Source organism: Vibrio sp. TH_r3, assembly GCF_033101115.1.
Lineage (GTDB): Bacteria > Pseudomonadota > Gammaproteobacteria > Enterobacterales > Vibrionaceae > Vibrio.
In genome coordinates, this window is sequence record NZ_JAWMPW010000018.1 from 49,777 (window position 1) to 71,600 (window position 21,824).

The 21,824-nt window shown below is 39.6% G+C and carries 21 protein-coding genes; 9 read left to right on the forward strand and 12 right to left on the reverse strand.

The window, feature by feature from the left end:
• Positions 1-198 precede the first annotated feature (198 nt).
• From R3X26_RS14135 to R3X26_RS14155, 5 genes are read right to left on the reverse strand one after another with little or no spacing between them, the layout of a single operon-like run.
• Complete coding sequence (locus R3X26_RS14135) at positions 199-1,173, reverse strand: substrate-binding domain-containing protein (RefSeq protein WP_317717975.1); 975 nt, start codon at positions 1,171-1,173, stop codon at positions 199-201.
• Between the two features lie 34 nt (positions 1,174-1,207).
• Positions 1,208-2,206, reverse strand: coding sequence for an ABC transporter permease (locus tag R3X26_RS14140; RefSeq protein ID WP_317717976.1), 999 nt, complete (start codon positions 2,204-2,206; stop codon positions 1,208-1,210).
• Complete coding sequence (locus R3X26_RS14145; RefSeq protein ID WP_317717977.1) at positions 2,203-3,744, reverse strand: sugar ABC transporter ATP-binding protein; 1,542 nt, start codon at positions 3,742-3,744, stop codon at positions 2,203-2,205. The genes R3X26_RS14140 and R3X26_RS14145 overlap by 4 nt, the downstream gene beginning before the upstream one ends.
• Positions 3,731-4,900 carry a Gfo/Idh/MocA family oxidoreductase gene (locus R3X26_RS14150; protein ID WP_317717978.1) on the reverse strand — a complete coding sequence of 390 codons (1,170 nt, stop codon included), beginning with the start codon at positions 4,898-4,900 and terminating at the stop codon, positions 3,731-3,733. Before R3X26_RS14150 ends, R3X26_RS14145 begins: the two co-directional genes overlap by 14 nt.
• 10 nt (positions 4,901-4,910) lie before the next feature.
• Entirely contained in the window at positions 4,911-5,963 is a 1,053-nt protein-coding gene (locus R3X26_RS14155) for a sugar phosphate isomerase/epimerase (protein WP_317717979.1), read from the reverse strand.
• A gap of 312 nt (positions 5,964-6,275) precedes the next feature.
• Here R3X26_RS14155 and R3X26_RS14160 point away from each other — a divergent pair, with 312 nt between their 5' ends.
• From R3X26_RS14160 to R3X26_RS14175, 4 genes are all read left to right on the forward strand, one after another.
• The gene (locus R3X26_RS14160; protein ID WP_317717980.1) at positions 6,276-7,265 is read left to right on the forward strand and encodes a LacI family DNA-binding transcriptional regulator; all 990 of its coding nucleotides are present in this window, start codon (positions 6,276-6,278) and stop codon (positions 7,263-7,265) included.
• Positions 7,266-7,466: 201 nt separating this feature from the next.
• Entirely contained in the window at positions 7,467-8,462 is a 996-nt protein-coding gene (xylF, locus tag R3X26_RS14165) for a D-xylose ABC transporter substrate-binding protein (RefSeq protein ID WP_317717981.1), read from the forward strand.
• An 84-nt stretch (positions 8,463-8,546) separates the two neighbouring features.
• On the forward strand, positions 8,547-10,076 hold the full coding sequence (locus R3X26_RS14170) for a xylose ABC transporter ATP-binding protein (RefSeq protein ID WP_317717982.1): 1,530 nt from the start codon (positions 8,547-8,549) through the stop codon (positions 10,074-10,076).
• Positions 10,073-11,251 (forward strand): sugar ABC transporter permease, encoded by a 1,179-nt coding sequence (locus R3X26_RS14175; protein WP_317717983.1) that lies wholly within the window; start codon positions 10,073-10,075, stop codon positions 11,249-11,251. The genes R3X26_RS14170 and R3X26_RS14175 overlap by 4 nt, the downstream gene beginning before the upstream one ends.
• A gap of 130 nt (positions 11,252-11,381) precedes the next feature.
• Here R3X26_RS14175 and R3X26_RS14180 read toward each other — a convergent pair whose 3' ends face one another.
• The gene (locus R3X26_RS14180) at positions 11,382-12,572 is read right to left on the reverse strand and encodes a DNA-binding transcriptional regulator (RefSeq protein WP_317717984.1); all 1,191 of its coding nucleotides are present in this window, start codon (positions 12,570-12,572) and stop codon (positions 11,382-11,384) included.
• Between the two features lie 338 nt (positions 12,573-12,910).
• Here R3X26_RS14180 and xylB point away from each other — a divergent pair, with 338 nt between their 5' ends.
• Positions 12,911-14,362, forward strand: a complete 1,452-nt coding sequence (gene xylB / locus R3X26_RS14185; protein WP_317717985.1) for a xylulokinase — start codon at positions 12,911-12,913, stop codon at positions 14,360-14,362.
• Between the two features lie 262 nt (positions 14,363-14,624).
• On the forward strand, positions 14,625-15,026 hold the full coding sequence (locus R3X26_RS14190) for a GFA family protein (RefSeq protein WP_317717986.1): 402 nt from the start codon (positions 14,625-14,627) through the stop codon (positions 15,024-15,026).
• A 200-nt stretch (positions 15,027-15,226) separates the two neighbouring features.
• On the opposite strand, the gene R3X26_RS14195 is transcribed toward R3X26_RS14190, so the two are convergent.
• From R3X26_RS14195 to R3X26_RS14220, 6 genes are all read right to left on the reverse strand, one after another.
• Complete coding sequence (locus tag R3X26_RS14195) at positions 15,227-15,751, reverse strand: chromate transporter (protein WP_317717987.1); 525 nt, start codon at positions 15,749-15,751, stop codon at positions 15,227-15,229.
• A gap of 17 nt (positions 15,752-15,768) precedes the next feature.
• Positions 15,769-16,311: a chromate transporter gene (locus R3X26_RS14200; protein ID WP_317717988.1), complete on the reverse strand. Its 543-nt coding sequence runs from the start codon at positions 16,309-16,311 to the stop codon at positions 15,769-15,771.
• 47 nt (positions 16,312-16,358) lie between these two features.
• Positions 16,359-16,931: a GntR family transcriptional regulator gene (locus tag R3X26_RS14205; protein WP_317717989.1), complete on the reverse strand. Its 573-nt coding sequence runs from the start codon at positions 16,929-16,931 to the stop codon at positions 16,359-16,361.
• Positions 16,932-16,972: 41 nt separating this feature from the next.
• Positions 16,973-17,425, reverse strand: coding sequence for a DUF302 domain-containing protein (locus R3X26_RS14210; protein WP_317717990.1), 453 nt, complete (start codon positions 17,423-17,425; stop codon positions 16,973-16,975).
• A gap of 187 nt (positions 17,426-17,612) precedes the next feature.
• Positions 17,613-18,644 carry a methionine synthase gene (locus R3X26_RS14215; protein ID WP_317717991.1) on the reverse strand — a complete coding sequence of 344 codons (1,032 nt, stop codon included), beginning with the start codon at positions 18,642-18,644 and terminating at the stop codon, positions 17,613-17,615.
• Between the two features lie 31 nt (positions 18,645-18,675).
• Entirely contained in the window at positions 18,676-19,650 is a 975-nt protein-coding gene (locus R3X26_RS14220; protein ID WP_317717992.1) for a DUF1852 domain-containing protein, read from the reverse strand.
• A 143-nt stretch (positions 19,651-19,793) separates the two neighbouring features.
• Between R3X26_RS14220 and R3X26_RS14225 the strand changes: the two genes are divergently transcribed.
• The 3 genes from R3X26_RS14225 to R3X26_RS14235 all read left to right on the forward strand — a co-directional run bounded on the left by R3X26_RS14225 (position 19,794) and on the right by R3X26_RS14235 (position 21,810).
• Positions 19,794-19,946: a hypothetical protein gene (locus tag R3X26_RS14225; RefSeq protein WP_317717993.1), complete on the forward strand. Its 153-nt coding sequence runs from the start codon at positions 19,794-19,796 to the stop codon at positions 19,944-19,946.
• Between the two features lie 83 nt (positions 19,947-20,029).
• Positions 20,030-20,821, forward strand: a complete 792-nt coding sequence (locus tag R3X26_RS14230; protein ID WP_317717994.1) for a DeoR/GlpR family DNA-binding transcription regulator — start codon at positions 20,030-20,032, stop codon at positions 20,819-20,821.
• The gene (locus R3X26_RS14235; RefSeq protein WP_317717995.1) at positions 20,818-21,810 is read left to right on the forward strand and encodes an ABC transporter ATP-binding protein; all 993 of its coding nucleotides are present in this window, start codon (positions 20,818-20,820) and stop codon (positions 21,808-21,810) included. The genes R3X26_RS14230 and R3X26_RS14235 overlap by 4 nt, the downstream gene beginning before the upstream one ends.
• Positions 21,811-21,824 lie beyond the last annotated feature (14 nt).

Sequence of the window (21,824 nt, forward strand, 5' to 3'; positions counted from 1 at the left end):
GTAAATAACATAAGTTATTTTTAATTAATTGATATCTCTATATATAAACTGGCTTGAAAATACTAACTAAATAGATTCTATTTATAAAAGAAAGGCGATAAACAAAAATAAGGATGAAATAATACCGTTCATATTACATTTTAAACGGTATTATTTTGGTGTTGATTTACTTGCAAAAATAAAGGTTATTGAAAAGCTTTAATACGCCGCACCATCTTCAATAAATTGGTCAACATTGTTTTTGTCGACCAATTCTGCAGCTAAAATCACCCTGGATGGAGAGCTATGGTACATCTTTCCAAGATGTTCATGTTTGACTCCTGTTATTGCCAACGCAACTCCAGACGCTACCATACTTGGTGGATAAGTTACCGTGGCACGAACTACTGGATCGTCATGCTCTATCATATGAATTATATCTTGTGAACCTGCACCACCAAGAACCGTTTTAATATCCGTTCTTCCCGATTCTTTAATCGCTTGCATTACACCTTTCAACATGTCGTCATCTTGACACCAAACGGCATCAATTTTAGAGTGTTTTTGTAAGTAATTTTCCATTACTGCTAGGGCTTTTTGGGTGGACCAGTCTGCTGGTTGACTATCAAGTATTTCGATATTTTTATGTTTAGCAATGACTTCATTGAAAGCATCAACACGTTGCTTGTTGATAGGAATAGACATTCCTTCAATCACAACAATTTTCCCTTTACCATCTAATTCTTCTGCTAGCCATTCACCACTAACGCGACCAAGCCCTGCATTATCACCAGCGATAAATACATTTTGTGCAGGCTTTTCAAGTTCGCGATCGACTACGACAGTGTATATACCTTCTTCATAAGACTCTTCTATGACTTTTTGAAGAGTTGCTGGATTATGAGGTAATATGACTAGAGCATCGATACCTTTAATCATCAGATCTTCAACGTCTCCAACTTGTTTGGAGCCAGAGCTTGCTGCGACAATGTAAAACTCTAAATCATCGTCTTGCGCTTTAAAATCTTTAGCGGCTTTTTCTGCCCACCAAAGTAGGCCTGCCGTCCAGCCATGGTCTGCTGAAGGAACTGATACACCTATTTTTAAAGTATCTGCCATGACGACGTTCGACGTTATTGACCCGATTAAAAAGATACCTAATATACCTTTGCCTATGAATTGTAATAAGCGCATGGTTTTCTCCTTGTTATTATTGATTATTTGAGGGTTACTGATCACGTTTAAACTGCATTAGTACTGCTATTAAGATTACTAAGCCTTTCACCGCGCCTTGCAAATACGGTGAAATACCAAGCAAATTGAGCATGTTGTTGATTATTCCTAGAATAATGGCACCGACCACAGTGCCCCATAATGTTCCTTTACCTCCTGATAATGATGTCCCGCCGATAACCACTGCAGCGATAGCATCGAGTTCGTAAAATAAGCCTGCATCACCAGGGCTGATTGAATTTAAGCGTGAAGACAACATGATGGCTGAGAGCCCAACAGTGAATCCTACGATAACAAACGTAAAAAAATAGGTTCTAGATACATTGATAGCGGAATAGCTAGCAACTTTTGAGTTAGATCCAACGGCGCAAACATGACGACCAAATGCGGTATGGCGCAGTACAATATGGCCTAATGCTGCTAGGCTTAGAAATAACCACACTGGAATTGGAATTCCGAACCAATATCCGCCACCTATATCAGGGTAATGTTGATTACGGGAGACTATTTCACCCGCATCGCTGATATAAAGGGTGAGGGAGCGAAATATTGACATGGTTGCCAATGTAGCGACGAAGGCAGTAATTTTACCTTTAGTTGTTAGTAAACCATTAATTGCGCCTAAGATTGCTCCAATTATGCATGCTGTAAACAGGGCAATAAATACCGCACTCCAGCCATCGCCCAGGTAATTAAGCAACATTAAAACGAGCACTCCGACCAGCGCAACCATTGAACCAACCGATAAATCAATACCACCAGCAATAATGACGAACGTCATGCCTAACGCAATGATCCCCGTGTAGGATACTTGTCTTAGTACATTGGTAATGTTTCTCGGCATTAGGAAGTGATCGCTTGCGAGAGCTGATAGAGCAATAAGTATAATTAATGCTATCAGTGGTGCCCAATTTGACAGGTTGAATTTTTTTTGTACTATTACTTTTTTATGCGAGTCAAAGGTATTCGACTTTACGTTTATAGCGTTTTTCATGCGACGACCTCCTGTGGCTTATTGTTATTTGTTTTCAGGTTATGTTGTAAGCCCGCAGCTAAAAACATGATGTTTTCTTCATTGATTTCATCTTGTTGTAATTCTCCTTGCTTCCTTCCCTCGCGCATCACGACAATACGGTGAGCTAAGCCAATGATCTCTTCCATATCAGATGAGATAACAATGACGGCAAGGCCTTGCTCGGTTAGATTGTGAATAAAATGGTATATATCTTTTTTGGTGTTAACATCGACCCCGCGAGTTGGCTCATCGAGAATTAATATTTCCGGTTGCGTATCCATCCATTTTGATAAGTAAACTTTCTGCTGATTTCCACCACTTAAGTAGAATAATTCTGTGTCAAGGGATGCGGCTTTGATACTAAACTGATCGACATACTGCTCAGTTTTTTTCTTGGTTTTGCTATGATCAATTAATCCTGAACTTTTTCTATAGTTGTTTAATGCAATCAAGCTGATATTTTCCACAAGATCAAAATTCATTGTTAGACCACATCCTTGCCTATCTTCGCTTAAATAAGCTAAGCCATGTTTGACGGCGTCTTTTATGGATTTAATATGAACACGCTTTCCGTGAATTTTAACTGTTGCTTGTTGGTGTTTACGTAAGCCCATTATAGCTTCTGCTATTTCTGTTCGGCCGCTACCCACTAAGCCGGAAAATCCCAGTACTTCACCTTTGCGTACTATAAAGTTAATATCATGCAGTAGCTCAGGGATAGAAAGATTGTCAACTTGTAGCGCAATGTCAGTGCGAGCAACTGAATGTGGTGGAAATACTTGATTAAGCTCTCGTCCAACCATTTTTCTGGCCATATCTTGTTCATCAATGTTACTTACTTCATCGATTGAAACGAGCTCACCATCACGCATAATCATTAGGCGATCACATAGTTTTTTCACTTCTTTTAATTTATGGGAAATGAATAAAATTGTGACGCCTTTAGCTTTGAGAGTGTCGATTAATTTGAATAAAACGGTGACTTCCTGACTGGTTAATACCGTTGTTGGTTCATCCATTATCAAAATTTGTGCATCGTTCACTAATGCTTTGGCAATTTCAACCATCTGTTTTTCTGCTACGCTTAAATCTTCAATTAAGGTATCTGGAGAAATATTGGTTTCTAGCTGAGTGAGTAATTTTGAAGTTCGTTGTCGCATTGCTCGTTTATCAAGCAATGCTCCTGATTTTAATTCTTGGCCTAGAAAGATATTCTCAAATACATTTAATGTAGAAATGAGATTAAATTCTTGAGGGATCATGGCTATCCCTAAAGCTTTTGCTTCGGCGGGACTGGTTATTTCCACGTCATCACCCGCAACATTTACCTGACCAGATGTTTTCTGGTAAATGCCTGAGATGATTTTCAGCAAGGTCGATTTTCCTGCACCATTCTCACCTAAGATACCTAAAATTTCGCCTGCATGTATCTCGATACTGATGTTGTGTAGAACTTGGACACCGGAAAAGCTTTTGCAGATGTTTTTTAGAGTCAATGCGTTGTTAGGTGAGTTCATTGGCATTCTCCAATTTCGTCCATTTCCCATTGTTATGAGAAGAATGGATCATAGCGGTAATAAACTGAAGACCTTCTACGCCGTCTTGCGTATTTGGAAGTAACCTTGTTTCTATCGGTTCGTTAATAGGGTTACTTTGTCTTAATTGCCGGATAACTTGTGCTGTTTCTAGATATAAATTGGCAAATCCTTCGAGATAACCTTCAGGATGTCCAGCCGGAATTCGAGTTAAATGCGTATGAGGAGATTGATAACCGTGTCCAGCACGCGTTAAGAGTTGAGTTGGCTGACCAAAGGGATGAAAGGTAAGTAAATTGGGATGCTCTTGTTCCCATTCGATCCCACCTTCGCTACCGTATATTCTAATTTTTAAGCCGTTTTCATGACCCGGTGCCACTTGTGATGTCCACAACATCCCTTTTACACCTTGTTCAAAACGTAACATGGCGTGAACGTTGTCATCTAATAATCGATTTTCCACAAAGGTAGAAAGATCTGCGCTAACTTGTTCAAGTTGTAGATCTGAAATGAAACGCGCTAAATTATATGCATGGGTACCAATATCTCCTAAGCAACCAGCATTGCCGGATTGGGCTGGGTCGGTGCGCCATTTAGCTTGTTTATTACCCGTTTTTTCTGTGGAGGTAGTCATCCAATCTTGGATATATTCAACTTGAACAAGGCGAAGTTTACCTAGCTTGCCTTCTTGTATCATTTGTCGTGCTTGGCGCACCATTGGGTATGCGGTGTAATTATGTGTTAAAACGAAAAGTCGGTTACTTTGCGTTGCAATGACGTTAAGTTCTTCTGCTTCTTGTAAAGTACATGTCATTGGTTTATCGCAAATTACATGGATTCCTGCTTCAAGAAATGCTTTGGCGATAGGAAAATGCATATTGTTTGGTGTCACGATACTAACGACTTCAATACCATCGCTTCTTTGAGCTTCTTGTTGTGCCATTTCTTGGTAGCTTGAATAACTTCTTTCGGCGGAAATGCCCAATTGCTTCGCTGATTCTAAGCTGCGTATGGGATCTGAATTTAAGGCACCTGCAATTAATTCGTATTGATCATCAATACGTGCCGCAATACGGTGAACACCACCAATGAATGCTCCGACACCACCTCCAACCATACCGAGTCTAATTCTTTTCATGTGGTACTCCTTATAATCCCAAAATTCTTAAATTCGCATCTTGATCTACTGCGCTGTCAGCAAAGTCGTCAAAGGCTTTGTCTGTTACTCGGATGATATGTTTCTTAACAAATTCAGCTCCTTCCTTTGCACCATCTTCTGGGTGTTTTAAACAGCATTCCCACTCGACTACTCCCCAACCGTCAAAGTCGTATTGCGCCAGTTTTGAAAAAATACTATTAAAATCGACTTGGCCGTCACCTAATGAGCGGAAACGACCAGCGCGTTCAGTCCAACTTTGGTAACCACCGTAAACGCCTTGTTGGCCTGTCGGGTTAAATTCAGCATCTTTTACATGGAACAGTTTGATTCGAGAATGATAACGATCGATAAAATCTAGGTAATCAAGTTGCTGTAACACAAAATGGCTTGGGTCGTATAAAATATTGGCTCGAGGGTGTTGATTTACTTCGGCTAAAAACATTTCAAACGTGATGCCATCATGCAGATCTTCTCCAGGGTGAATTTCATAACAAACATCAACTCCTGCATCATCAAACGCGTCTAATATAGGTAACCAACGTTTGGCTAATTCTTTGAATCCAGTCTCGACCAAACCCGCGGGACGTTGTGGCCATGGATACATAAATGGCCAAAGCAGAGCTCCCGAAAAAGTCACGTGAGCAGTCAATCCTAAATTTTTTGAGGCTTTTGCAGCTAACAACATTTGTTCTACTGCCCACTGCTGACGCAAGCTAGGATTGTTATGCACTTCTTTGGGGGCAAAGCCATCAAACATCTCATCATAAGCGGGATGAACTGCCACTAACTGGCCTTGTAAATGAGTTGACAGTTCCGTTAACGTTAAACCTACTTTATCGAGTATGGCCAATACTTCATCACAATAGCTTTGATCCTCTGCTGCGCGTTTTAAATCAAATATTCTTGCGTCCCAAGTAGGAATTTGAACGCCCTCAAATCCAGCCTCAGCAGCCCAACGAGTAATATTTTCTAACGTGTTAAATGGGGGAGTATCATCGATGAATTGAGCTAAAAATAATGCCGCGCCTTTTATTGTTTTCATTTCTAGTCCTCGTAGTTATTGTCGTTATTTTTATGTGTATTTCGCAATAAAACCTGCTAAAATGTAATCGATTTCATACTTATGATTATTTATTGTATGAAAAATGATGTTAATAATTTGTTATTTTTATAGGTGTCTTTTTAATTAAATTGACCAAATCCTAGGCGATTGAATGGTTTTTATCTAATTAATGTTATTAAAATGTGATCTTTATTTCTTTTTATATGACAGAGTCAATCAAGATTGAGAAGTAGGTTTATAAAATTATGTACCATGTAATGTAACCCATTACATTTAGAAAGGTGAGGGTTTATGCCAACAATAAAAGACGTTGCAAAGCTGGCCGGCGTTTCAACCGCAACGGTGTCACGCACAATGATGCATCCTGACAAAGTATCAGAGAAAACAAGACGTAAAGTAGAATTAGCTATCGCGCAATCGGGATTTTCTCCCAATGCTATGGCGAGAAGTTTGCGGCGAAGTGAATCGAAAACAGTAGTAATTATTGTGCCAGATATAGCCAATATGTTTTTTGCTAATATTGTGCGAGGAATACAATCGGTTGCATTGGATCATGGTTATAAAGTGCTATTGGGTGATTCCATTCATACTGTTGAACAGGCAAAAGTATATCTCGACTTAGTCAGTAGTAAACAGGCAGATGGTATTATTTCGTTAACATCGGAGTTGCCAAAAGATATTCGGCAAGGAACATCTATTCCGATGGTGATGGCTTGTGAATACTTTCTGGATTTTCCTATTCCGACGGTTCGTGTCGATAATCGAAGTTCTGCAAAACGTGCGGTGGATTATTTAATTGATATTGGACATTCAAAAATAGGTTGTATTTCTGGTCCGTATGAAAACCCGCTCTGTATAGATCGAAAGGCTGGTTATGCTGATTCTTTAGCTAATGCATCTATAGCATTTGATGAGCAAGCTTTCGAAGAAGGCGATTTTAGTTTTCAGTCTGGATTTTCAGCGTTTATGCGTTTGTATCAAACATATTCAATGACAGCGTTGTTTTGTTTTAACGATATGATGGCACTTGGTGCTATGAAAGCAGCAATGCAATTAGGTGTTAAAGTGCCAGATGAGCTTTCTATTGTAGGGTTTGATGACCTCCCATTTTCTGATTATGTAAACCCCGAACTGACTACGATCAGACAACCACAAGAGAAGATAGGAATTGCTGCAATGCAAGTAATGTTGAAAATTTTAAACGGAGGTAAAGTTCCTCAAGATACAATCATACCCACACAATTACTGGTGAGATCGAGCTGCTCAGTGCCTAAAATTTAGTTCTTATATATCCTACATTGGTCACATTTATTTTTGCTTAGAATGGTATCAGATCACGAAAAATAAAAATCATAATCTGAAAACAAAATCTCTCAAATGAGGAATATATTTTCCTGTTCTAGTTTGTTTATAGCTTTTCGAAAGAGAGCGCCCTACGAAGTAAAAAATAATATAGAAACGGATGACAATGAGGATCTGAATATGAAAAAAATATTAGGCTATATTTGCGTGTTGATGTTGGCGATGACTAGTTTGCCGTCGCTTGCAAAAACGACAATAGGTATGGCAATCGATGATTTACGTTTAGAGCGTTGGCAAAAAGACCGAGATATTTTTGTTGCTAAAGCCGAGGAATTAGGTGCAGAGGTTTTTGTGCAATCGTCAAATGGTAACGAACAAACGCAATTATCTCAGATAGAAAATATGATTTCTCGTGGTGTTGATGTGTTAGTTATCATTCCTTATAACGGCGAAGTGTTAAGTAATGTCGTAAAAGAAGCTAAACGTGATGGAATTAAAGTTCTTGCGTATGACCGATTAATCAGTAACGCAGATATAGATTTCTATTTGTCATTCGATAATGAGAAAGTGGGTGAAATACAAGCGCAAGCCATGCTTGATAAAAAACCAACTGGTAATTATTTCTTAATGGGTGGCGCGCCTACTGATAATAATGCGAAATTGTTCCGCAAAGGCCAGATGAATATTCTTCAACCTAAAATTGATTCTGGTGATATTAATGTTGTCGGCGATCAATGGGTTGATTCATGGTTAGCTGAAAATGCACTGAAAATAATGGAAAATGCGCTGACTGCGACTGAAAACAACATTGATGCAGTTGTGGCGTCAAACGATGCTACTGCGGGTGGTGCTGTGCAAGCGCTTGACGCACAAGGCTTGGCAGGAAAAGTTGCTATTTCAGGTCAAGATGCTGATCTTGCAGCAATACGACGTATTGTTACAGGTACTCAAACAATGACTGTGTATAAATCTATATCTCAACTAGCAAATAAAGCGGCAGAAATAGCAGTACAACTTGCTAACGATGAACAACCTGCGACGAATGCAACATTGAATAATGGCCTTAAAGATGTGCCATCTTGGTTATTAACGCCAGTAGCAGTAGAAAAATCAAATATCGATTCTACTATTATTGCTGACGGCTTCCATTCAAAAGAAGATGTTTATCAAGAATAAAACGAGCAGGGCGCATTAATATAATTTTTATGTTTTATTTCATATTAGTACGCCCTTATTTTTACGTTTTATTAAGGAGTGGATATGCAGCAATTACTAGAAATGAAAAATATTAGAAAATCATTTGGTAGCGTAAAAGCACTGGATGGTATCGATATATCTCTAGCAAAAGGGGAGGTATTATCTTTATGCGGCGAAAATGGTTCTGGTAAATCAACGTTGATGAAAGTTCTTTGTGGTATTTATCCGTTTGGAGACTATGAAGGCGAAATTTATTTTGAAGGTAAACCGGTTCAAGCAAAAAGGATTAAAGAAACTGAATCACTTGGTATTGCCATTATCCACCAAGAACTGACTTTAGTGAAAGAGCTTAGTATTTTAGAGAATTTATTCTTAGGTTCAGAGCTAAGTGATTATGGCGTACTAAATTTTGCCTTAATGCATCAAAAAGCAGTGGGGTTGTTAGATAAGGTCAGTTTGTCTGTTTCTCCCGAAACCAAGGTTGGAGAACTTGGAGTAGGCCAACAGCAACTTGTGGAAATAGCAAAAGCACTGTCTAAAAAAGCTAAACTACTCGTACTTGATGAGCCAACTGCACCATTAACTGAATCAGAAACTAAGATTCTTTTGGATCTTGTTGGTCAGCTTAGAGGCCAAGGGGTGAGCTGTATATTTATTTCTCACAAGTTAAGTGAAGTGAAAGCTATTTCAGATTGGATATCGGTGATTCGTGATGGTAAGCATATCGGTACTCGCGCAGCACAAGATATGACAACAGACGACATAATTACCATGATGGTTGGTCGAGAAATGAAAGAGCTTTTCCCAAGAGAAGCCCACGATATTGGCGAAGAGATTTTTAGCGCAAAAAATGTGTACGCTGCAGATAAAAGTAACCCATCAATTAAAAAACTAAATAATGTCAGTTTTAACTTAAAACGAGGTGAAATATTAGGCTTCTCAGGCTTGGTTGGTGCGGGGCGAACAGAATTGATGGAGTGTATTTTTGCATGTTATCAAGGTCAGCATTCTGGCGAGTTTACATTTAAAGGGCAAAAACTAGTACTTAAAGATAGTAAACAAGCATTAGAGGCTGGGATTGCTATGGTGCCAGAAGATCGTAAAAGACACGGCATTGTTCCCATCATGTCGGTCGGCAAGAATATTTCATTAGCAGGACTAGAGTCATTTACAAGCGCCGGTGTATTAAACCAGACCGCAGAAGATAATGCAGTCTTAGAATCGATACAAACACTTACAGTGAAAACACCGAACGCAGAACTACCTATCAAGAACTTATCGGGAGGAAACCAACAAAAAGCAATTTTAGCTCGCTTTTTGATGATTCAACCTCAGGTTTTAATTTTGGATGAGCCGACTCGAGGTATTGATGTTGGAGCGAAATATGAGATCTATAAACTTATGTTCCAACTGGTGAAGAAAGGGATCAGTATCATTATGGTTTCATCTGAATTACCGGAAGTTTTAGGCATTAGTGACCGCGTTATTGTTATGCATGAAGGCAGAATTAAGGGTGAATTTGTGAATGAAAACTTAACCCAAGAGATGATAATGGATTGTGCCTTGTCAGAAAGTGAAGAGGAAGTAGCATGAATCAGCAAGCAGAAGTGAGTAATTTAGGGGAAGGTAAAACCTCTCTCTTTTCTAAGCTAAAAAAAGCCAATATTCAACTAGTAGTGATGTCCGTTGCGATCATTTTTATTATGCTATTTTTCAGTATCATGACGGATTGGAGCTATCTCAGTCCTAGGAATATTTCTAATTTATTTAGACAGACCGCGATTACTGGTATCCTCGCGATTGGGATGGTCTATGTCATTATTAGTGGTGAGATAGATTTATCCGTTGGCTCGATGATGGGGCTATTAGGGGGCTTGGCTGCTATCATGGATGTTTGGTTAGGTCTCCCTCTAGCTGTAACTATTGTTATTACGTTAGTATCAGGTTTTTTGTTAGGCCTATGGAATGGTTGGTGGGTTGCGTATCGTAAAGTTCCTTCATTTATTGTGACGTTGGCTGGTATGTTGGCTTTTCGCGGAATATTAGTGGGGGTGACTGATGGAACAACCGTTGCGCCAACTTCTGACGCCATGTCTATTATTGGACAAAGTTATTTACCCAATATGGTCAGTTTGACGATTGGTATTGCGGGATTAGTTGCTTATTTTTCATGGCAACAACGTCAAATAACTATGCGGAAGAACTATTCTTTAAGCGTTCCATCTGCTTCGAAAAATATCTCTAAACAAGTGTTGGTCGGCTTAGCGGTATTAGGCATTATTCTATTACTGAATGATTATCGTGGGGTTCCTACGCCAGTTATTATACTATGCAGTTTGTTAATATTGGGGATGTTTGTTTCGACTAAAACCAGTTTTGGTCGCCGAATTTATGCGATAGGAGGTAACATCGAAGCCAGTCGCCTGTCGGGGATTAATGTTGAAAAAACCAAACTTTCTGTCTATGCAATCAATGGTATTTTAGTTGCGGTTGCTGCGCTTATTTTAAGCTCGAGATTAGGTGCCGGTTCCCCATCCGCAGGGAATATTGCAGAGTTAGATGCAATTGCAGCTTGTGTAATTGGTGGCGCAAGTATGGCTGGTGGAGTAGGTACGGTTATAGGAGCAGTCGTTGGCGCGTTCATTATGGCATCACTTGATAACGGTATGAGCATGATGGATGTTCCGACATTTTGGCAATATATCGTTAAAGGTAGTATTTTATTGTTAGCGGTGTGGATGGATAGTGCAACGAAGAACAAACAATAAATGCTTTAAATAGTCGATAACTAGTATTAAAAACCATAAAACGGAGCAAATAAATGCTCCGTTTTTTACTGTTATTTTTAAACCACTTTATGGAATGTTAAAATTACACGTGGTTTAAAAATAAGTGAGTTTACTCGGATAAAAAGGAATCGCGGTACTCTTTTGGCGTTCGACCTAGATTTTTCTTAAATACAGTGTACATGTATTGCAAGGAAGGATAACCACATAACTCAGAGATTTCTATAATAGGCAATGAAGTGTTCTTTAATTGATTACATGCTCTTTGCAGTTTTGAATTGTGTATCTCTTGGTGAATTGAGTGGCCTCTTTCTTCTTTGAAGCGTACTTCCATATTAGAGCGAGATATGCCGACATAATCCAGCACTTGATCCACCTTTATCCCTTTGCACGCATTGTGACGAATAAAGTGCATAGCTTGAATTACATGTGGGTCTTTCAATGCTTGATAGTCTGTACTTTGCCTCTCGTGGATCTTTGTGGGGGGTATTAACACACGTGCATGCTTTGTTTCTTGAATCATTGAACCAAGTGTATGATTTTCTATTTGTTTGTGCAGAATTTTTGCCGCACGATAGCCCATCTCTTTACAACCTTGAGCGACAGAACTTAACGATACTCGAGTTAAAAAACGAGCGAGTTCTTCATTATCAATACCAATAACAGACACTTTGTCTGGTACGAGTATATTGAGTTGTTCGCACACTTGAAGTATGTGTCTGGCTCTTGAATCTGTTACAGCAATAATACCGATGGGGACAGGTAATCGTTGCAACCAGTCTGCTAACCGGTTCATGTCATATTGCCAAGTTTGTGAATTGGTTTCATTGCCTTGATATATCGATCCGGAATATCCTTCTCTCTCGATTATACGAGTAAAGGCCAATTCTCTTTCGAGCGCCCAACGATTTCTTGTATCTGATGGGCTGCCATAGAATGCAAAGTTCTCTAACCCTTTTTCTTTTAAATGTAGGAATGCTAGCTCAACTAGTGCTTCATTATCTGTTGCTACATAAGGCACATCGGGGTAATCAGCTTTATTAGTATAGGAACCACCAACACCAACAACTGGTATATCTGAGCCTTCGAGTAAATTTTGAATATCTGGATTATCAAAGTCGGCAATGATGCCATCACCACTCCATGTATGGAAGTTTTCCAAATGAGTGACGAAGTCCTCTTCTAAAAAAATATCCCAAGCGCATTGAGAAGCTTGCAAATATTCGCCAATACCTTCGATGACCTGACGGTCGTATGTCTTATTAGCATTAAAAAGCAATGTTATACGATAACGGTTATTCATGATATTGGTATGTACTCTGGTGTGTAATGGTTAAATATCTGTTCGTTAAATAGAAGAATACTCAAGCGATAATATGTAAATACAATTACGATGATTAATTATTTCTGAATATGATATCAAGTAGAACTTTAAGAGGGTGTGATCACTAACGCAGTCATGAAATCTGTGAAGGAGAGTGTTAAAAAACATAATTGAGCAAAATCATCTCTCAGGTCATATTTATAGCGAATAAATCTACCACTTAAAACGCACTGGCTTGATACTTAGTTTATTAAAAATAGAAAACGTACGCATTCAAGCAAGAGCCAAAATGTTATTTATAAGATTAAGGAAAGGCTATGTATATCGGAATTGATTTGGGTACATCTGGGGTTAAATCAGTGGTGATGTCAAAGGAAGGAACGATTCTCGCATCATATACTGCACCGCTTTCAATATCTCGTCCTCATCCATTATGGTCAGAACAAGACCCTCAAGATTGGTGGCATGCCACGTGCGATACTATTCATGGACTTGCAACCCAAGTTGATATATCAGCGGTAAAAGCCATTGGTTTATCTGGTCAGATGCACGGAGCAACGTTATTGGATAAACGCGGCGAGGTTATTCGTCCTGCGATATTATGGAATGATGGACGTTGTGAAGCAGAATGCCACGAGCTTGAAAGTTTAGTGCCAAATAGTCGTGCAATCACTGGTAATATTATGATGCCAGGATTTACGGCACCGAAACTAAAGTGGGTGGCAAATCATGAACCAGATGCTTTTAAACAAATCTATAAAATTTTGTTACCTAAGGACTATTTGCGTTTTAAAATGACAGGGGACTATGCATCGGATATGTCCGACTCGGCGGGAACGTGTTGGCTAAATGTTGCAACGAGAGATTGGAGTGACGATTTACTTGTGGCGACAGGGCTTACACGCCAGCAAATGCCTGCATTGTTTGAAGGAAGTGCTGTAACCGGGACATTGTCAAAAGACATCGCATCATCGTGGGGAATACGGTGTGTACCAGTGGTTGCAGGTGGTGGTGATAACGCAGCAGGTGCAGTGGGTGTTGGCATTATTAAACCGGGACAAGCGATGCTTTCATTAGGTACTTCAGGAGTGTATTTTGCAGTGAGTGATGGTTTTGTTTCGAATCCTGATTCGGCATTGCACAGTTTTTGTCATGCTCTGCCTAAAACTTGGCATACTATGTCGGTTATTTTAAGTGCCGCATCTTGTTTGTCTTGGGCTGCAGAGCTTACAGGATTTGATGATGTGGGCAAAATGCTCGTAGATGTTGAAAATAATGCGGTTCGAGATTCAAACGTGATTTTTTTGCCATATTTATCTGGAGAACGCACGCCACACAACGATCCTAATGCTAAAGGTGTTTTCTTTGGCATGACACATACCACGACCAAATTAGAATTGGCGCAAGCAGTGTTGGAAGGGGTTGGTTTTGCCTTCGCCGATGGCTTTGATGCATTGCACGTGACTAACTTTGTTCCTGAAGAAATATCACTTATAGGTGGTGGTGCTCGCAGTGAATACTGGCGACAGATGTTAGCGGATATTGTTGGTTACCCATTGGTGTATCGAAAAGGAGGAGATGTAGGGCCTGCATTAGGGGCCGCGCGCTTGGCGATATTAGGTACAGACAAAGAGGCAACACTTGAAAAGGTTTGCCCAGTACCAGATTTGATTCAGAGTCATGAGCCTAATGCGAGTATGGATGAATACTACAAAGCTAAGCGGGAAAAATTTCAAACACTTTATACAAGAATTAATGATTTGTTCTAGTGCTTGATGTTAATGTTCTTTTAACATATTTGTAATATAGGCGTTGAAGGAACCAACATATTTGAGCAATCGGTTTTTGACGTTAAGTATCGTGGTCTTTCACTATGTGAATAATAGAGATAAGATCACAAGTAATGTAATAAAAGCATTCAATCTTATACTGTGATGAAATATAAGTAGGATTAAATTCGAAAATGAGGCTAGGCAGAAATTCTACAGTCTCGTTATGAGTCTTTAAACTTCGAGTAATGGAGGGACTTTTATGGCTGATTATTTAGGTTCTTGTTTGTGTGGAACGGTGAGCTTTTCGATAAAAGGAGAGTTTGATAGTTTCTATTTGTGCCACTGTCATTATTGCCAAAAGGATACGGGATCGGCACACGCGGCAAATCTATTTTCACAGTCTGCTCAATTGGTTTGGCAATCGGGTTTCGATGCTGTAACGTCCTTTACGCTTCCTGATACTCGTCATAGTAAAAGTTTTTGCAAGTTCTGTGGTTCAGCACTGCCAAATACTCAGAATGAAGGGTTGCTCGTTGTCCCCGCCGGATGTCTGGACACGGATATTTCCATGTTGCCAACTGCGCAGATTTTTTCGTCCTGTAAAGCTTCTTGGGCTGCTGAGTTAGACCGCGTGGCGCAATTTGAGGGATTGCCGGAATGATTTGCCATTAAGAGACAGATTTCCTCCTGATGTCATCCGGCAGACCATTTGGTTGTCCTGCCGAGAGATAAGGGGGTTGTTTGATTGATGTTGAGTCTAAGGTTTAACAATTTAAACAGCCGCTTGTAAAATTACGGTTACATCACGAGCCAAACGGTATGGTCAGTGATTTGGGCAGAATTACGCTAATCTACCTAACTTTAAAGAAAAATAGATCCATAACCTAAGCCAAATATGATGACCAGTGTTGGGTGCCATTTTAATTTTTCCAAAGTAATGGCTGCGAATATAAACAAAGCGATGAAGTGAAGTGGAAATTCAGTTACGCCATGAGCTAAAAGCTTAAAAGTTAACATAGCCATTAGAGTAGTTACGACAGGCAATACCCATTGACTCATTGCTTTAACTTTTGGTGAGTCGCGGAATTGATAAAGTAGCCTTAGAGCAACTAACATGATGATAAGTGTTGGTGCAATAGTAGCGAAAAGGGCAATAATAGCACCTAGAATTCCACCAACCTGATAACCTATATATCCGGCCATTTTAGTTGCTATCGGACTTGGTAGCGCGTTGCCTAATGCTAAAATTTCTGAAAACTGGGTAGTTGTCATCCATTGATAATTACCAACAACCTGTTCTTCTATTAAAGGAATAATTGCTGGCCCACCACCATATCCGATGATGTTTGGGATAAAAAAGGCGAGAAAAATAGTTAAGTAAATCACGATTAGAACCCCATTTGTTAAACCGTTTTTTCAGGTTTAAATATTGCAGCAATTAGAAGGCTAAAGATAATGATGCCTGAATGTATATTTACGAAGTAAATCAGAACTAAAGCTATAATACTCATCGTAGAGGCTGTAACGAGCCCAAGACATTTATAGCCTTTATTGAAGAAATCCAGCGTTAATTTGGTTAACATCCAACTGACAACAGGTATAACGCCATTTGCCATGCCTGTAACCCAGGGCATATCACGATATTGATTTAGCAATGAGAGGCCCAATATCATAACGATTACTATTGGGATTGTTATCGCAATAACCGCCAGAAACATACCAGTATAACCTGAAATTTTGTATCCGATATAGCCAGCCATTTTGGTTGCTATCGGGCCAGGTAATGTGTTTCCTATCGCTAAGACGTTAGAAAACTCATCATCACTCATCCAGTTATAACGTTTGACGACTTCATTATGGACTAACGGGATCATTGTTGGACCACCACCAAAACCAAACAAGTCGATGCGAAAAAAAGCATTAAAAATATTGATAAAAGTTGTCATTGAGTTTTGACCATTAAGTTTGTCTTTAAGCCTGCTAGTTAAGTGGTTTAATCACTAACTGAAATTGCTTTCGCGGAGTGGCGTATATGTTCTTCAAGTGTTTTTAGTGCAGCTGGGATATCACGTTCTAGCACTAAGTTCTTCAGTTTTAGATGATATTCAACGCTGGTGTTTCGTGAAAATTGAAAGCTCACACTATACCGACGATAACGGTCAAACTGAGCGTTCAAGCTTTTGACGAAAAAAAGCAACCACTCAGACTCAGAGCCAGACAATAGCGCTTGATGGAACTTATCGTGGACCAAGTCGAGTTTATCCCGGCTTTCCTGTGAAATATCACGGTCTTCGTGTACGGTTTTTTCTTGTTGGCTCAACATATGGTAAGCGGCAACAACTCGGCTTTCCCATTCCATATCACCTTTTTCGATGGCCATCTTTAAAGCCATACATTCAAGATTAATCCGAGTTTCAGTTATATCTTCAAACTGTTTACTTGACATCTCGGGTACTCTAAATCCACGCTGACCTGAGTTGATGAGTAATTGACTTTCAGCTAGGCGAGATAGAGCTTCTCTTAAAGGGCTATTTGTTTTATATGTAAAAGGGGAGATTATAGCCACCTAATGGATTCATCGTTTTGCTATAAACATAAATTCATAAATTATTTGGAAACAGCGGCCTCTGATAACTTGCTTAACACACCCGATATTTTGCCAATGACTTCATCACAACCCTTTATATCATGACGCTTCATCAAGTAATTAGGATTATTGTAGGTAAGCCACACCTTATTGTTTTCATCTTCATTTACCATTACCTTCTGTGGTAAATCAATAGCGACATTTTGAGCACATTGCATTAACGGCGTTCCAACATTTGGATTACCAAAAATGATAACTTCTGTTGGGCGTAACTTTAGATCTACGTTGCTGGCATTTTGTTGATGATCAATTCTTGTAAATACAGTTAACCCTTTGCTTTTCGCAATATTTTCAAAACGGTCAGCCGTTTCTTTTACCGAATAATCACTTTCATATTTGACTAAACCGTCAGAAGCCGCCAATGAAAATGATGCGAAAGATAGGATGATACTTAATGATACTAATTTTTTCATGTCTATACCTTTACTAGTTAACGTATTTGAATATATGTTTCGCCTAAAGCCGTAGGTAGTAAGTGGACTAAAATAGTCGGCTATAAAGTACAGTGTAGCCAACCATTGTCGTTCTGTTTTGTGGTGTTTGTGATATTTTCAATTTCTGTAATATTAGCACCATTGTAAATATCAAAAATGTACCTTGTTACTGTGCTAATAACTCGCGTCTCACAATGTCAGTTCCAGCGGTTAGCGCCTGCAGTTTCGCGCGTGCGATATCTCGAGGGAGAGGAGCCATTCCACAGTTTGTACATGGGTAGATTTTGTCAGCATCTATATATTTAAGTGCTTCACGTAGTGTTTCTGCTACGGCTTCTGGTGTTTCGATAGTGTGGGTGGCAACATCAATTGCCCCGACCATTACCTTTTTGCCGCGTAATAGTTCTAGTATATCCATTGGTACGCGCGAGTTATGGCATTCCAGAGAGATGATGTCGATATTCGATTGTTGTAGTTTAGGAAACACTTGTTCGTATTGACGCCATTCATTTCCTAGTGTCTTTTTCCAATCAGTGTTAGCTTTAATCCCATAGCCGTAACAAATGTGGACAGCAGTTTCGCATTTTAGACCCTCGATTGCTCGCTCAAGTGCAGCGATACCCCAATCATTAACGTCATCAAAAAATACGTTGAACGCTGGCTCATCAAATTGAATAATATCCACGCCCGCGGCCTCAAGCTCTTTCGCCTCTTCATTTAGAATTTTAGCGAACTCGAATGCTAATTGTTTACGGCATTTATAATGCGCATCATACAGAGTATCAACCATGGTCATAGGCCCAGGCAATGCCCACTTAATTTGCTTGTCTGTTTGTGAGCGTAGGAATTTTGCATCTTCAACAAATACGGCTTTTTGTCGAGAGACCGGTCCGACAACGCTTGGTACACTGGCCTCGTATCGGTTGCGAATTGTTACTGTTTTACGATTTTCAAAATCCACGCCATTTAAGTGCTCAATAAAAGTGGTGACAAAGTGTTGACGTGTCTGCTCTCCGTCGCTCACGATGTCTGTTCCTGCGAGCAATTGCTCCTGTAATGCAACGCGAAGCGCGTCATGCTTTCCATCAATAAGTTCTTGTCCTTGTAACTTCCAAGGAGACCAAAGCACCTCTGGTTGAGCTAGCCAAGTTGGTTTAGGTAAGCTGCCAGCGGTCGAAGTGGGGAATATTTTTTTCATAATTTAAGTCTTTGTATTATCTCGTGAAGGATTAAACGTTCTGAGTGGACCATTGTTCAAGAATTGATTGATAAGGCTTGATGAAAACTTGTTCAACAAACTTACCTTGTTCTATGGCCAGTCGAGTGCGCTCTTCACGGTCATAAACAATATTAGTTAGAGAATGGGAATCACTGTTCAAGTTTGCTTGATAATGTTCGCCTGCGATTGTTTTGGCAAAATAGATCTCAGGACGGTAGATTTTTTGGAATGTTTCCATTGTGCTAATGGTGCTGATCAGCTCCAAATTGGAGTAATCGTTTAGTAGATCACCAAAAAAGAAAAAGGCAAAGGGGGCGACGCTATTTTTGGGCATAAAGTAACGAACTTGCAAGCCCATTTTTTGAAAGTACTGCTCCGTTAACGATGATTCATTCGGTGTGTATTCAAAACCAAGAATAGGGTGCTCGTTTTGGGTGCGGTGGTACACTTTGCTGTCTGAAACGCTCAAACAAATGACAGGCGATTTAGTGAAATTTTGCTTGTAAGCTTCTGAGTTGACAAAAGACTTGAATATGTTGCCATGTAAAATGCCAAAGTTTTCTGGTACCGAAAAGGTCGATTTGTCTTTATTGTGATTTAGCAAGCGTACGCTAAAGTCGTAATCACGCACGTACGAAGAGAAGTTGTTACCTACGATACCTTCAATACGTTGATTGGTTTTACGATCGATGACCCAAGTCTTTAGTATTTCAATTGATGGAATCGCTTCACTCGCTTCGTTTATTTTGATGTCTGCCGAAACGATTTCGAGCTCTACCGCGTAACGATCACCCGTTGGGTTATCCCAACAAGCTAATTCATTAAAACGGTTGTTAATCATATTTAATGCATTACGTAAGTTCTGCTTACGGTGCTGGCCACGTGCTAAATTTGCAAAATTAGTCGTGATACGAGTGTTGTCTGATGGCTGATAATTTTCATCTAGACAAGTCTTTTTAATTGTAAACGTAAAATTTTGAGTCATAGGTGTGGTGCTCAGTTTGCTATAGATGAATCAGGACCATCTATCGTTAAATTCATAACTAATTTATAACTGGCGTACTACATGATTAACAATGGTATTACTTAATGCATATTATGAAATGAATTCATGATCGGAATAGTTAAATGAAAAAGCATCAATTCAGACAAGGAGTTTTAGAACCGCTGTTAATACCATCGCGTTGCTTAACCTGTCTACGTGGTTTCGCCCCCTTTACTACCGATCAGATTTTTGCGCCGCTTAACGTTATGAGCGTTGCTATCTTTCCGTTATTCTAATTAAGTCTTATTTTTGTCACGATTTAGTCATGGTCAAATAATATAAGTGCCACCGAATCGACATATATAACCTATATCTTCGTATGAAACTTAAATTAGATTCAAATGAATATATGGAATTGCGTCAACAAAAGATTATGGAGTTACTTAACGAGCAGGGGAGTTTGTTCACCGATGATTTATCCAATAAGTTTAAGGTAACGACACAAACGATTCGTCGCGATATCAATGAACTGTGCAAATCAGGGCTTGCTCGTAAGCAGCACGGTGGTGTCACGCTACCTCCAACGCGCGACAATATTTCTATTTCTGACCGCACGGTAACCAACGTGCTTGTTAAGCAGAAAATTAGTAGCGCAGCTTTATTAGAAGTAGAGTCTGGTCAAACGGTATTTCTTAGTTACGGTTCAAGCGTCGCACAATTTGCGAGATCGCTACCACAAGATATCCCACTTACTGTTGTCACTAATAACCTTGATGCGTTGGCATATCTTACTAATTTACAAAATATTGAAGTGTGGGTAGCGGGCGGATGCCTTCGGCATCAACATCGAGATCTGTCTGGCATATATACAAAAAATTTCTTTGAGTCGTTTCGTGCAGACGTTGCTATTTTGGGGATTGGTGGAATATCAAGTAAAGGCGAACTACTCGAGTTTCAATTCACTGAAGGTGAGTTGACAAAAGCAATGTTAAACAACAGCCGCAAGAGTGTTTTATTGGCTGATTCAAGTAAGTACTTGCGAAATGCCAGCGTTTGTATTTCTTCACTCGAAGATATTGATGTTATGTACACCGATTGTCAAAGCATCGAATTAGCGAATCTTTGTCAAGCTCAAAGTGTTCAGTTAAATATTGTTGAGGTTAAATCATGAGTTATCTCGTAATTAAAAACCTTAACAAGCAATTTGATAATGTGACCGCCATCGATACCTTGAATTTAGATGTACAAAAAGGAGAGTTTATCGCTCTACTCGGCCCTTCGGGTTGCGGTAAGTCGACATTGCTTAGAATACTTGCGGGCCTAGAGACTCCTTCATCTGGTGCTATCACAATTGATGGGATTGATGTTACCCATCTATCGCCTTCAAAACGCAATATCTCTATGGTGTTTCAATCTTATGCGTTGTTTCCTCACTTATCGGTGAAGGAAAATATTCTGTTCGGCCTCAAAGCTCGTGGTGTAAAAAAATTGGAATGCGAATCGCGTTTGCGCCATGTTCTGGAATTGGTATCGTTAACGGAGCAACAACATCGTTTACCTGGTCAGTTGAGTGGTGGACAACGACAACGAGTGGCACTTGCTCGTTCAATTGTTAGTAAACATCCAATTTGTCTCATGGATGAACCATTATCAAATCTTGATGCAAAGCTCCGCACTGAAATGAGAGCCGAAATACGAGAGTTACAACAATCGTTAGGATTAACACTTATCTATGTAACTCACGATCAAGTTGAAGCGATGTCGATGGCCGATCGAATTGTATTGCTTAGTCAGGGAAAAGTGCAACAAGTTGGCACTCCGCAAGATTTGTATAACCAACCTCAAAATACCTTCACCGCACGCTTTATCGGCTCACCCGCGATGAATGTTTTCTCATTACCTAATTGCTCGAATGAGATAGGAGTAAGACCAGAAAATATAATGCTTAGTGATGAGGGAATATCTGGACAAGTGATTCATACCGATTATCACGGGGACAGTACGTTATTAAAAGTACGTCTACTTAATGATTCTGATGTATTTGTCAAAGTGGAACGCTGGCAAAAATTTAAAAAAGGTCAGCTAGTCAATCTTACTTGGGACCCATCAGATCAGCATGAGTTCTGTAAGGAAAATGGTTATGCCGTTATCCAAAAATAACCAAACGATTTATA